This is a genomic window from Vibrio limimangrovi, from assembly GCF_054064025.1.
This window is the reverse complement of sequence record NZ_JBSUGF010000006.1, coordinates 315,538-327,585: the sequence shown is the minus strand read 5'-3', so window position 1 is coordinate 327,585 and position 12,048 is coordinate 315,538. Positions and strand designations below refer to the sequence as shown.

At 45.8% G+C, this 12,048-nt stretch carries 11 protein-coding genes; 7 read left to right on the top strand and 4 right to left on the bottom strand.

Going from position 1 to position 12,048, the window contains the following annotated elements; translation table 11 throughout:
* Nucleotides 1–6: 6 nt before the first annotated feature.
* The 4 genes from ACWYU8_RS07385 to ACWYU8_RS07370 all read right to left on the bottom strand — a co-directional run bounded on the left by ACWYU8_RS07385 (nt 7) and on the right by ACWYU8_RS07370 (nt 3,934).
* A complete protein-coding gene (locus tag ACWYU8_RS07385; RefSeq protein WP_457518471.1) occupies nt 7–924 on the bottom strand; it encodes an MBL fold metallo-hydrolase in 918 nt (305 codons plus the stop codon).
* A gap of 71 nt (nt 925–995) precedes the next feature.
* The gene (locus ACWYU8_RS07380; RefSeq protein ID WP_457518469.1) at nt 996–2,282 is read right to left on the bottom strand and encodes a TRAP transporter large permease; all 1,287 of its coding nucleotides are present in this window, start codon (nt 2,280–2,282) and stop codon (nt 996–998) included.
* On the bottom strand, nt 2,282–2,872 hold the full coding sequence (locus ACWYU8_RS07375; RefSeq protein ID WP_457518467.1) for a TRAP transporter small permease: 591 nt from the start codon (nt 2,870–2,872) through the stop codon (nt 2,282–2,284). The genes ACWYU8_RS07380 and ACWYU8_RS07375 overlap by 1 nt, the downstream gene beginning before the upstream one ends.
* Before the next feature lie 36 nt (nt 2,873–2,908).
* On the bottom strand, nt 2,909–3,934 hold the full coding sequence (locus ACWYU8_RS07370) for a TRAP transporter substrate-binding protein (RefSeq protein WP_457518465.1): 1,026 nt from the start codon (nt 3,932–3,934) through the stop codon (nt 2,909–2,911).
* 398 nt (nt 3,935–4,332) lie between these two features.
* On the opposite strand from ACWYU8_RS07370, the gene ACWYU8_RS07365 reads away from it, so the two are divergent.
* The 7 genes from ACWYU8_RS07365 to ACWYU8_RS07335 all read left to right on the top strand — a co-directional run bounded on the left by ACWYU8_RS07365 (nt 4,333) and on the right by ACWYU8_RS07335 (nt 12,037).
* Nucleotides 4,333–4,893 (top strand): SOS response-associated peptidase, encoded by a 561-nt coding sequence (locus tag ACWYU8_RS07365; protein WP_457518464.1) that lies wholly within the window; start codon nt 4,333–4,335, stop codon nt 4,891–4,893.
* A 400-nt stretch (nt 4,894–5,293) separates the two neighbouring features.
* Nucleotides 5,294–5,680 carry a malonate transporter subunit MadL gene (madL, locus tag ACWYU8_RS07360; RefSeq protein ID WP_457518462.1) on the top strand — a complete coding sequence of 129 codons (387 nt, stop codon included), beginning with the start codon at nt 5,294–5,296 and terminating at the stop codon, nt 5,678–5,680.
* 11 nt (nt 5,681–5,691) lie between these two features.
* Nucleotides 5,692–6,456 carry a malonate transporter subunit MadM gene (madM, locus tag ACWYU8_RS07355; protein ID WP_457518460.1) on the top strand — a complete coding sequence of 255 codons (765 nt, stop codon included), beginning with the start codon at nt 5,692–5,694 and terminating at the stop codon, nt 6,454–6,456.
* Nucleotides 6,457–6,919: 463 nt separating this feature from the next.
* On the top strand, nt 6,920–8,077 hold the full coding sequence (locus ACWYU8_RS07350) for an eCIS core domain-containing protein (RefSeq protein ID WP_457518458.1): 1,158 nt from the start codon (nt 6,920–6,922) through the stop codon (nt 8,075–8,077).
* 575 nt (nt 8,078–8,652) lie between these two features.
* A complete protein-coding gene (locus tag ACWYU8_RS07345; RefSeq protein ID WP_457518456.1) occupies nt 8,653–10,599 on the top strand; it encodes a phage tail sheath family protein in 1,947 nt (648 codons plus the stop codon).
* A 75-nt stretch (nt 10,600–10,674) separates the two neighbouring features.
* A complete protein-coding gene (locus ACWYU8_RS07340) occupies nt 10,675–11,202 on the top strand; it encodes a phage tail protein (RefSeq protein WP_444493207.1) in 528 nt (175 codons plus the stop codon).
* A 10-nt stretch (nt 11,203–11,212) separates the two neighbouring features.
* Nucleotides 11,213–12,037: a T4 family baseplate hub assembly chaperone gene (locus ACWYU8_RS07335; protein WP_457518454.1), complete on the top strand. Its 825-nt coding sequence runs from the start codon at nt 11,213–11,215 to the stop codon at nt 12,035–12,037.
* Nucleotides 12,038–12,048 lie beyond the last annotated feature (11 nt).

Genomic DNA, 12,048 nt, shown 5'->3' with positions numbered 1-12,048 from the left:
ATTGGATTAAAAAACATCCAGGTCATTACCAAGTACCACCTGTCCGTCGTAGTTGGCCTGAATTTCTTCCATTACCGATTCGATAGGTGCGCTGTAATGAAGTATATGGCTAAGCACCAGTAATTTAGGTTTCGCTTCAGAAGCAATTTTTGCTAGCTCACTAGTTCTGGTGTGGCTTGTCGAATGGTATTTTTGCCAAAACTCAGAAAGTCCTGACAACCCTTGTTCACTGATCACTTCATGCACCAGCACATCGGCACCTTTCGCAATTTCAATCATCTTCTCTGAATAGGCGGTATCGCCACTGATAACCACAACTTTGTCTGGTGTTGTCACTTTGTAGCCAAAGGCTGGACGGATATCACCATGAGGGACGGTAAAGGCTTCAATCGTGACACCATCTTGATCATAAACGGTGTTACTTTCGGTGTATTCCTTCACGATCATTTGATAGTTGGTTGGATCTTTTAATGGCTGTTTACCGCTTGTGCGCAAGCCAATGTCAACGGACAACATGTCATAGTAACCAGTGACAAATTTTTCTGTACCAACTGGGCCATACAGTGACACTTTGTCGTCACGTCGCCACCAATAAGTAGCAGCCAGCTCCGAAATGTCTAGAATATGGTCACTGTGAAGGTGTGTGATGAAAACGTGTTTGATGTTGGTCGGGTAGAGAGCGTTGATGCCTTTCTTTTGCGCCGCTTCAATCGCTTTCTGTACCATGCCGCCACCTGCATCGAAGACAAACGCAGTATCGTTGTAAACAACGGCGGTTGATGGGCCAGATCGGTCAGCATCAGGAACAGGGGTCCCCGTTCCTAACAGAATAACATCGGTTTTGGCTGATGCACTGATGGATAACATTAGGCCTAGGGCGCAGGTTATCGCAGGCACAAAAACACCAGATCTAAAGGCTTTCATTAGATTCTCCAAGAAATTTGTTGGGGAAGGAAACCCTCACCACAGTCTGTGTGGCAAGGGTTGTGGGGGAATTAAAGCAGTCCAAGAGCTAGGGTTGGGAAGCCAATTATCAATAGCAGGCGCACAACGTCCGACATGACGAACGGGAATACGCCTTTGTACATTTCTTTAATGGAAACATCGGGCGCTAGTGACTTGATGACAAATACGTTCATTCCGACAGGAGGCGTAATCAGGCCAAGCTCAACCGTAATCACTGCAACGATACCGAACCAGATTGGGTCAAAGCCTGCTGCCTCAATAAGAGGGTAAACGACAGGGACGGTCAGCAGCAGCATCGCAATACTGTCCATGACACAACCGAGTAGGATGAACAGCAACAGCACAGCAAACAGAACCATGTAAGGAGAAAGCTGCAGGCTATCGACCACTTCCACCAAGGTGTAAGAGATTCTTGAAACTGAAAGGAAGTAGCCAAAAATTTCTGCGCCAATGATCATAAAGAAGATCATGGAAGAGAGAGCCAGCGTTTCTTCTACCGCTTCAACAAATTGTTTCCATTTCATTCCTCGGAACAAAGCGATGACTAATGTACCAGCTGCACCAATAGCCGCCGCTTCGGTTGGTGTAAACAGGCCAAAATAAATACCGCAGATGATGAAAGCGAAGATACCGGTGAACGGAACCAAGCCTTTAAGCCCTTTGATCTTCTCTGCAAATGATGTTTGCTCACCTGGCGTTGCGAGATCAGGTTTTAGCCAAACGGTAATCGCAATCGTTGCGCAGTAAAGGAATAGCCCGAGTAACCCTGGGATTAGACCGGCGATGAACATGTCACCCACAGACTGTTCTGTGATTAACGCGTAAAGAAGAAGTGCAATTGAAGGCGGGATCATGATACCTAATGTACCACCTGCCGCAAGTGTACCGGTAGCCAATGACATCGAGTAGCCATTCTTTTCCATTTCTGGCAATGCCACGCGAGACATACTAGCCGCAGTCGCCAGAGAAGACCCCGAGATAGCTGAGAAAACGCCACAAGAGGTGACCGCAGCCAGTGCCATACCGCCGCGCCAGCGACCGAATAGCGTTCTCGCACCATGGAACAATTCTTGAGACATTTGCGCTTTAGAGGCAAAGACACCCATGAGGATAAACATAGGAATCGGGCTGAAGCTGTAGTTAGACAGGGTCTCAAACGGACCGCTGTCCAAAATAGCCATCGCTGAAGGAAAAGCAACGATAGATCCGAACCCAACAAATCCGGTTACCGCCATCGATAACGCGATAGGGGCTCTGAACGCCATCATTACTAACATTAACGCAATACAAATTAGACCAATCGTTGAAGCATCCATTAGACTAACTCCTCTTTATTTCGTTGTTGCACGTTACTTTTTTTGTCGCTTAACTTTGCTGGTTCATCACCGCCATTTTTTTTCTCTGGTGTATGGCAGTGAAAAATAAGTTCACCGGCAATGATTAACGCTCGGATTGTAAGTAGTGCTGTGGCTACAACGACACCAATATAGATATATTCCAGCGGGATTTGTAAATCCTGAGTGGTTTCTCCAGTAAGAGCGGCTGATTCAATCGCTTCAAAAAAGCGCACTGACATCCCCGCGCCCAGTAGTGCAAAGCCGAGGTTGTAGAAGGCTTCAAGATATATCTTCAAACGCTGATTCATTTTATCGGTAAACAAATCAACAATGACCTGAGATTTAGCTACCGAATGAGGCATCGTCAACAAAATGGCAAATAACAATCCAAATTTGATGAGCTCTATACCGCCAACAAACGTCAAGTCGATACTGCCATCGGTAAAATTAAACATCGCGCGAGTGATGACGTCAGCGAGAGTGATGAACATCATCGACACTAAAATAAAACCAGCGACCAGATGGGCAATATGTGCCGCGCGATTGACTAGGTTGATGAGTATTTTCATAATCTCATTCCCTTAATTCATGCTGAAAGGCAGCGGTTAAATACTACAGTCTTGCGACAGTTCCATTGCTCGCTTGTAAACATCACGTGCAGCGAGCCCTTTCGATTCCAAATCAGACAAGTAGTTTTCAATCACTTTGTCGAATATTGGTTTCCAGGTTGTTTCGTTACTTGATGCATCAATACGGTTAATCGTGTGACCTGCGGCTTTAGCTTCTTCCATACCTTGATTGTCCAAACTATCAAACACTTGTGCTGCAATTTTCGACCATGCGGCACCTGAGTTCTTGTCGACAACCGCTTTAAGCTCATCATCAAGCGAGTTGTATACGTCGCTATTCATCGTCACGATGAAGGCAAGGGAGTACAAACCACCTACTTCAGTATGGTTTTCCGCTAGTTCGTTAATTCTAAAGCTCTTTACGCCTTCCCAAGGCAGTGCCACGCCATCGATAACACCACGCTGAAGAGATTGGTAAGATTGCGGTGCTGGCATACCGACAGGAAGTGCGCCTAGTTCTTCAAGCAAACCACCGATGACGGCCGTTGGACGGCGGATACGCAGGCCCTCCAGATCACCAGGCTGTTCGATATTTTTGCCTTTTACGTGCAATAAGCCCGCGCCGTGAGTAAATAAGAACAGTGGTTTAGAATCTTTGTATTCATTTGCAAAAGCCCCTTCTTCGTAAAGCTTTTGAATCACGCAAGAACCTTGATTGGCATTTTGCACGACCCCAGGTAGTTCAACGATTTGAGTTAACGGGAATCGGTTAGCAGAGTAACCTTGCACTGTTGCCGTAACATCTAAAATACGGTGTTTAACGGCATCGTATTGCGCTGGTGGCTTAGCAAGGGTAGAGGACGGGTATAACTCTACTTTAATGCGTCCATTTGAATCCGTTTCAACAGCGTCAGCCCACTTTTGATAAATCTCTTTATGAATATCAGATACGGAAGGCCAAAAGTGCCCAAATCTCAATGTAACGTCTGCGGCGAACGCCGGTGAAGCTAGCAGAAGTGATGACAATGCAGTGGCAGCAGTCTTTTTAATAATCGTGTTCATACTTAAACGTCCAAATGTTAGTAGAGTGTTTTTATAAAGCGCTCTTTTAATCAGGTTATTCTTTTTCTTGGGGCTGAATAAAAGTGTCAACTTTGTCCCGATTAGCGAGTTCTATCCTGTTTGAGATGTTAATGTTAAGTTAACACTTGATTCGTCATCACGTTAGTTAGAAAAAAGAAAAGGCTATTCAATTTTTGAAATTCGGCGACGTTATTTTGAGATGATTACTGGGCGGTAACTATAGCTTTTTTTGTCTTATCTTATTGATATTAATGTCTAATAATAGACATGGTTTAGGTATTAACTCCTGGTTATTCGTGATATCAATTCATGAAAAAGAAGGGAGTAAAAAAGTTACTATAATTTGTGTTACATCTGTTGTTTCTTAGGAGTGTGATATGTGTGGCCGGTTAAATGTGATCAACGAACCGCTTTGTCGAATTGTTTCCGAGCAACTAGGCATCAGTTTTATAACCGAAACCAATAGAGATCTCAGGCCCAGTCAAATAGTTTCTACTGTCGGCGCCCAACACGGTGAATTAAAACAACTCGATTTACCTTGGGGAATACAACCTGACTGGGCAAACCACCTGATCATCAACGCGAAAGCCGAGACTGTTGCTGTTAAAGCAACATTTGCGAATGCGTTTGAATTTAACCGAGTCATCGTACCGTGCACGGGTTGGTATGAGTGGCGAGAAGAACATGGCAGAAAGGTAAAGTACCTTTTCAGCCTTGGAGATAACCACGTTTTATATATGGCAGGTATTGCGGTGGAAAATGGGCGAGAACTCGTAACGCTAACCACCGAATCAAATCAACAATGCAGCAAATTTCACCACCGCATGCCGTTATTGATTCCAGATAATGAAGTCATGAACTGGATCAGTGGAGAAGGCAAGAGCGTCTATCAGTTATTAGATAACCAATTTAATGAAACGTTGATGATAAAAGATTAGCGATACTCTTTAGGATAATTTCATTTTAAAGAGTGCCGGTAGGCGATATCTGTTTCTATTAGATACTGAAAAGCTGCTGTGAACCTTTTCTATGGCGCACAAAACTCACGCTAGCAATGTAAAATAAATGTTTCTTTATCTCTTCTTTTGATCACAAAATTTCACTTTAGAAACACGTTTAACCCTTCATGGAATGATCAAGCCTTGTGGGCTGATTTTAGATATAAATAATTGATATTAAAATTATTTATATTTATTTGTTAGATCTTCTTTAGAAATGCACAGTGAATAATTACCCTGAGGTTAACAGTTTTGGAAATATGTTAATTGATTGGTATTAACAATGTGATAACAATTGGTAAGGTTCAAAACGAAAGTATCACATATTGGAGGTGACTTAATGATCATTTACGGAGTAGCACTACTTTCTCTTTGTACACTCGCTGGTTTGGGTATCGGGCAAATGTTGGGTTACATGTTCGGCATACCGTCAAATGTCGGTGGGGTGGGTATCGCAATGGTGATTTTAATTGTTGCGAGTGATTATCTTCAGAAACATAAAAAGATCGACGTTAAAACGGAGCAAGGCGTCGCTTTTTGGAGCGCAATATACATCCCAATCGTCGTCGCGATGGCAGCAAAACAAAATGTGATTGGTGCAATTACCGGCGGGCCTATGGCGATTCTGGCTGGCGTGACTGCCGTCGCTGTTGGGTTTGCATTAGTACCAGTTATTACAAAAATGGGGACAAGCTCAGTGTCCCAACTTGACAAACAACAAGCGTAAGTGGGGCCGTCATGTTTGAATCTCTTATCTCTGTATCAAATAAATATGAGCTAATAGTCGGCTTTGCGGTCATTGGTCTAATGATGTGGTTCTCTTTCTGGGTATCGGACAAATGGACTAAAGGCAGAATACATGGCTCAGCGATCGCGATAATGTTGGGACTAACGCTGGCCTATGTTTCAGGCGCACTGACTGGTGGTACAAAAGGCGCTGTGGATATTCCATTCCTTTCAGGAATTGGTTTGCTGGGCGGTGCGATGTTGCGAGATTTCGCCATCATAGCTACGGGGTTTGGTGTCAAACTAGATGAATTAAAGCAATCCGGGATGTCCGGCGTTACGGCTCTAATTTTAGGTGTGGTTATGTCCTTTGTGTCTGGCGCAGCAATTGCGATGGCATTTGGCTATACCGATCCGGTCAGTATTACCACCATTGGTGCTGGAGCAGTGACATATATTGTGGGGCCAGTTACGGGCGCTGCTCTGGGGGCAAGCTCTGAAGTGATGGCGCTCTCTATTGCAGCAGGTTTGGTGAAATCAATTCTGGTGATGATCCTAACACCATTTATTGCGCCATTTATCGGGTTGAATTCTCCTCGCTCTGCGATTGTGTTTGGCGGTCTGATAGGAACGTCTAGCGGTGTAGCAGCAGGGTTGGCAGCCACAGATGAAAAACTGGTTCCTTATGGATGTATCACTGCAGCATTTTATACGGCATTAGGCTGCTTGCTTGGTCCATCTCTGCTTTACTTTGCAGTAGTCAGCATCGTTGCGTAGTTCATGTAAAAATTTGATGCCCCAGAACTGAAGCGGAGCATAATCAACAGATTAAATATCTAAACTGGGTGAGACAAAGTGCGCCGACGAGCAAAAGCAACGCTAACTCGTCGATGAGGCTAGTCTCACCTATTTGTACATCTTGGCGTATATGAACTATGTTTAATTTCAACCTCATCACAATGTCCCAGCCAAGTGGATGTTAGATGTCTGCGCTTGGAACGGGCAAGAGAGCTTTGACATGTTTACTTTCCAATCCCAGCTTTCGAACTCTGAAAGTTCCGTCGTCTCTTCAAATGAAAACGCCCACAATCCATTAATATCACCCAGAGTCATGTCAGGTGTCGACGCACGTCCGTCGATAAGTCGCAGGTCGGTCGCGATTCAGACGAAGTTGACGATAAATGAGCCAGGGGATGTCTATGAGCAGGAGGCGGATCGTGTTGCTGACCAGGTGATGCGAATGCCTGAACCTAAGCTAATGAGGTCTTTTGCTAATGGTGGTCTCTGTCCCAAAAATAGAGGTGAACAACTCATTCAGAACGGTAAGCGAATACAGCCCAAGCGTATTCAAGCCCAACGTATTCAAGATAGCGGCATTGGGAAGGTTACAGCCCCGACTATTATTCACGATGTGTTACGTTCAGCGGGTGAACCGCTTCACCCAGACGTTCGAGCTTTTTTTGAACCCCGATTAGATCAGGATTTGAGCGGTGTCCGTATTCACGATAATGCGTTGGCAGCAACGTCCGCTAAATCGATCAATGCAAAAGCGTATACGGCTGGAAATCATATTGTATTCGGTTCTGGTCAATACCGTCCTACCTCTGTTGCAGGAAAAACATTACTCGCCCACGAATTAACTCACGTGATGCAGCAAACCGGAGGAGCTAAATCAAATAGCACGGCGCATGTTCCGGGGATCCAGCGTGAGATTCAGATACAACCACCCGGGAGTAGCAGTGCTTCAGCGTTCGACCGAGCACAGGAACTTATAGACAGGATGAATGGATTATCTACGGGGATTGAATATAGGTTAGAAGGTGGAGTTCTTCGCTATAACGTCATCGATGAAAATGCGCTCACTCCATTTGATCAGCGGATTACGGGCTTTATAGATCGAGCGGAGATGGTTCCTATGAGGCTAATCACGGGCGCTGGTTATGTCGGAGGAGCCCCACTTTTAATGGATGAACTACGGCGTGGTTATGTCGATCTTGATGACTTGATGGCAAGTGATGATTTGGGATTCCAATCGGTTATGCTTCACTTTCTAACTGAACGCTTCAATGTGCGTAACTACGATAGACGGCTTGGTATGTTGAATCTAGATGCGGAATGGGATCGCGTTCACCCGCTTGGCATCAGAGCTGAAGCAGAGTTTCTGCAGGATGTTTTCAACGATCCAAGTATTTATCACAACTGGGTTGATGAAAACGCTTCTAGATTAATATCTGCATTCCGAAGCAGGGATGGGCACTACCAGATATTTATTATCATTCGTGGCGGTGGGCGAGAACGTCGGGGAGCGGAAATATCGGTAAGAACCCAAGATGGTCGAAGAATGTCTGCCGAAGATTTTCTGGCAGAAAGGAATGCCGCTGCCCCAGCCGCACCCTGAGGTAAATGCCGTTCGTTTAGTCGCTAACGGCATGTTTAAGCCTCCAGTCATCCTGAACAACGACGAAGGAGTGTTATTCAGGATCTAATTTCCGCTCACTTTATGGCCGAAATTATTTCATTAACCGCTCAGCGCGCTGCTATTAGATTCCTAGTCTCGCTTGAGCTCGCTGGAATGACACAGATAAAATCGTTAATCGATTGGCTTTATCCCCTGAGGCATGGCTAATTGTGTCGTCCATTGCTTACTTTTTAAAGAAAATTCCGTGCCAACGTAAATTAGAAAAAAAAATTTTAATTATTTTATTCACCTAAACGATTAGTGTGTGAATGCATAATTAACTGATAAATGTAACAATAAATAATCCACCTCATTTACTCTGTTTTTTTCACTGCAGAAACGTTCAAAACACTCGCTTTCATGTCACAAATAAGCTGCTACGCTTTAATCCAAGGTTGTTTCTATAAGTGTGCATAGGTTCATATCAGGTACGTTTTTATCTTAGGTAATTTTGCCATTGATTCACGTCGTAAATAGTACCGTCAGGGCCAACTGTTCTATTGGAGGAGTCAATCATGCCCGTTGCACTGACATATCCAGGTGTTTACATCCAGGAAATTTCCAGCGGCAGTCGCTCTATTAGTGGCGCCGCAACATCCATCGCTGCGTTTGTTGGCAGCTTTTCTCGAGGACCTTTAAATACACCGGTTAGGATGTTTCATGTCGGTGACTTTGACACTCACATGGGTGGTGTTCACTCAGACAGTGAAACCAGCTATGCCGTATCTCAGTTTTTTGCTAATGGCGGGGGAGAATCTTTCGCTGTTAGAGTCGGTGGTGGCACTACTGGCAGCATGACTGCGGAGAGTTGGAACGGTGCCAGTACACTTGCATTCTCTGCTGGGAGACAGTTTCAGGGGAATGCTGTCGAAGACCCGGGTACCTGGAACAACAATATTCGTGTAGAAATCGACTATCTCACCTCTGACCCTACCTCTCTTTTTAATCTCTCTGTAACTGAAATCAGACATGTTGACGGCTTGGAAGTGCCAGTCAGAAATGAGACGTACCGAAACGTTTCTATGGTTACTACACATCCTCGTTATGTCGAGGACGTGGTCAATGATGACTCCATGATGGTTCAGATTACCGCGACGGGTACAGCTATGCCCGCACCAACCGGTTTTTACTCCGCTTTGCAAGACACTGCGCAATACGCGAGTCTCGCAGCACTGAGTACTCTGCAAATAAATTTGGGGGCTGGTGTTGTAGACGTTGACATTGATGGCTCAACACCGCCGACTACCATGGCAGAAGCTGCACTCATGCTTCAGAACGCAGTTCGCGAAGAGCGTCCTGCTGACCCACTTTGGGCTCAATGTCAGGTGTTGGTTCGCGGCCAGCGTTTGGCCATATTTAGTGGACGTAACAGTACTGAGTATCGTGCAGGACAGGTCATTGCTATTGCAGAATCAGTCGGAAATTTTGCTACGGTAACCGGACTAGTTGGTGCTGGTGTTGAAGACAATGTTCAGCAATATGCCATGAATACTACCGCACCAGCCGGACACCAAACTTTGGCAGTAGCGGGGACCGCAGGCTCCGCACCAACGGCTGCGCAATTACGCGGTAACCGAAATCAGCGCACGGGTATTTATGCGCTGGAAGATGTCGATCTTTTCAATCTGTTGCTTATTCCTGAAGCGTCTGATCTTAATAATGGCAGCGTTGCCGCGATGTCGAGCGTAATGAGCCAAGCCATTGCCTATTGTGAAGAGCAGCGAGCGTTCTTGCTGATTGATCCACCTGCGAACGTAAATAGTGCGGATGAAGCCATCGAGTGGTTGGATGAAGTCGCCGGAGCAGGGCTTCGTCATCGTAACACTGCTGCTTACTACCCTCGAGTACAGGTGCCGGATCCAAACAGTGATAACCGGCTTCGTACTATCGCACCAAGTGGTACGGTTGCGGGCGTATATGCGAGGAAAGATGTTGAATCTGGTATTTGGACTGCAGCCGCAGGCGTTACTGCCAGTCTTCGTAATGTGATCAGTTTTAATCAGAACCTCACCAACAACGAGATAGGGTTACTTAATCCTATCGGCCTGAACTGCCTCAGAAATGGTGGTATTAGCGGTAACATCATCTGGGGTGCAAGAACACTTCGTGGTGCAAATGAACTGGCATCGGAGTGGAAATATGTCCCGGTTCGCAGGATGGCACTTTTCGTTGAGGAATCTTTATTCCGGGGGTTGCAATGGTCGCTCTTTATGCCAAACGATGAGCCGCTCTGGTCCGAGATACGCATCGCGGTGACCAGCTTTATGCAAGGACTTTTCCGTCAAGGCGCGTTTCAGGGGAGTACACCGGAGCAGGCTTTCTTTGTGAAGTGTGATTCCGAAACAACAACGCAGGCTGATATTGATGCAGGTGTCGTCAATGTATTAGTCGGGTTCGCACCGCTCAAACCTGCGGAATTTGTCGTCGTCAGTCTTCAACTGATGAACAACCGAGCAAGCTAATTTCTCATGCCGGAAACGGTGGCTCGTTTTCCGGCTATGTTAATCATCTCTATGGACAGGTAGCGAGGGGGCGTTATGTCTCAGCTTAATGTAAATGGTCAACGAGTCGTTCCATATCCTGGATATAAATTCATCATCAAGGAAGCGGGTGGTGAAGTGTTGGCCGCCGTACAAAAAGTTTCTGGTCTTAGCCGTACTGTGGAAGTGAATGAGTATCGAGCGGGTGGAGACGCTTCTCACACTCGAAAATCGCCCGGTCAGGTTAAGTTCGAAGCGATTACGTTGGAGCGTGGGGTAACAGAAAACCTCCAGTTTGAACAATGGGCAAATAAGGTCTGGCGGATTGGCACCAAAGAAGGGGGCGAGGTATCGCTGGCTGATCTGCACAAAGACTTGATTCTGGAAGTAATGAATGAAGCCGGACAGAAGGTGCTCAGCTACGTTATCTACCGGTGTTGGGTCTCGGAATATAAAGCACTGCCGGGTTTGGATGCCTCAAGTTCTGCGTTCATGATTCAGACGATCAAACTGGAAAATGAGGGGTGGGAACGCGTACCTGTTACGACTCCGAAAGAGCCAAGTTTTGTTCATCCAGAGCAATGAGTAATCGCACATGAGCTTTGTCTTACACATGAGATTTGTATTAAACGCACTCAGCGATAACAAACAAGTAGAGGTTTGGGAGTTGGCCTCTTCTTGTCGGGCTCAAAATCGTGCAGCCATTATAGCCAGTGCCTACCTGCCTGACTCATTAAAGCCCTCTTTCAATAACTGGTCTGTAGCCGGACGCGATCACCTGTTGCTATTGGCGTATCAATGTCAGTTTGGTGATGATATCAACGTGTCTACGTCCTGTACTGAATGTGGTGAGAAAGCAGAGCTCAGTTTTACTGCCTCCCAAATTCTGAGTACGGCATCCGTGTCATTTAATAATGGCTGGGATGCGGTAACCAGAACATTGGATACAGAGGTTTACCTTCCTCGCTACCATGAAATCCATATTGATGGTGTTCAATGCCGTTTCCGTCTTCCCTGTATTGCTGACTTGATGGCGTTAAAACAAGGGGATTCAGTGCTGTTTCAGTTTGCGCAACGTGTGTTGGATCAAGAGTCCTTTGAGCAGGTCAGTCGCAAATTGGCTGAAAAAGAGGATGTGCATGCAGCATGGGAAGAACTTTTTGATGAGCTAGAAAGAGGCATGCTTGAGTGTGAGCCTCTGTCAGTCGTCTCTTTGGTTACCGCTTGTCCTGAATGTGGCGCGAAAAACGAACATCAGTTTGATATCGCGAGTCAATTTTGGGCTCAGCTTTCTGCTCATGTCGAAAAGCAGCTCTGGGATGTTCATCTCTTGGCATCCGCATACGGTTGGTCGAGTCAGGACATTCTCGCGATGAGCCCTGCACGTAGACGACGCCACATCTCGATGATCATCGAGTGATGTCAGGAGAG

Bases quoted from the DNA above. Each gene is read 5' to 3' on its own strand.
- ACWYU8_RS07385 (WP_457518471.1), bottom strand. From the start codon at position 924: ATGAAAGCCTTTAGATCTGGTGTTTTTGTGCCTGCGATAACCTGCGCC.
- ACWYU8_RS07380 (WP_457518469.1), bottom strand. From the start codon at position 2,282: ATGGATGCTTCAACGATTGGTCTAATTTGTATTGCGTTAATGTTAGTA.
- ACWYU8_RS07375 (WP_457518467.1), bottom strand. From the start codon at position 2,872: ATGAAAATACTCATCAACCTAGTCAATCGCGCGGCACATATTGCCCAT.
- ACWYU8_RS07370 (WP_457518465.1), bottom strand. From the start codon at position 3,934: ATGAACACGATTATTAAAAAGACTGCTGCCACTGCATTGTCATCACTT.
- ACWYU8_RS07365 (WP_457518464.1), top strand. From the start codon at position 4,333: ATGTGTGGCCGGTTAAATGTGATCAACGAACCGCTTTGTCGAATTGTT.
- madL (WP_457518462.1), top strand. From the start codon at position 5,294: ATGATCATTTACGGAGTAGCACTACTTTCTCTTTGTACACTCGCTGGT.
- madM (WP_457518460.1), top strand. From the start codon at position 5,692: ATGTTTGAATCTCTTATCTCTGTATCAAATAAATATGAGCTAATAGTC.
- ACWYU8_RS07350 (WP_457518458.1), top strand. From the start codon at position 6,920: ATGCCTGAACCTAAGCTAATGAGGTCTTTTGCTAATGGTGGTCTCTGT.
- ACWYU8_RS07345 (WP_457518456.1), top strand. From the start codon at position 8,653: ATGCCCGTTGCACTGACATATCCAGGTGTTTACATCCAGGAAATTTCC.
- ACWYU8_RS07340 (WP_444493207.1), top strand. From the start codon at position 10,675: ATGTCTCAGCTTAATGTAAATGGTCAACGAGTCGTTCCATATCCTGGA.
- ACWYU8_RS07335 (WP_457518454.1), top strand. From the start codon at position 11,213: ATGAGCTTTGTCTTACACATGAGATTTGTATTAAACGCACTCAGCGAT.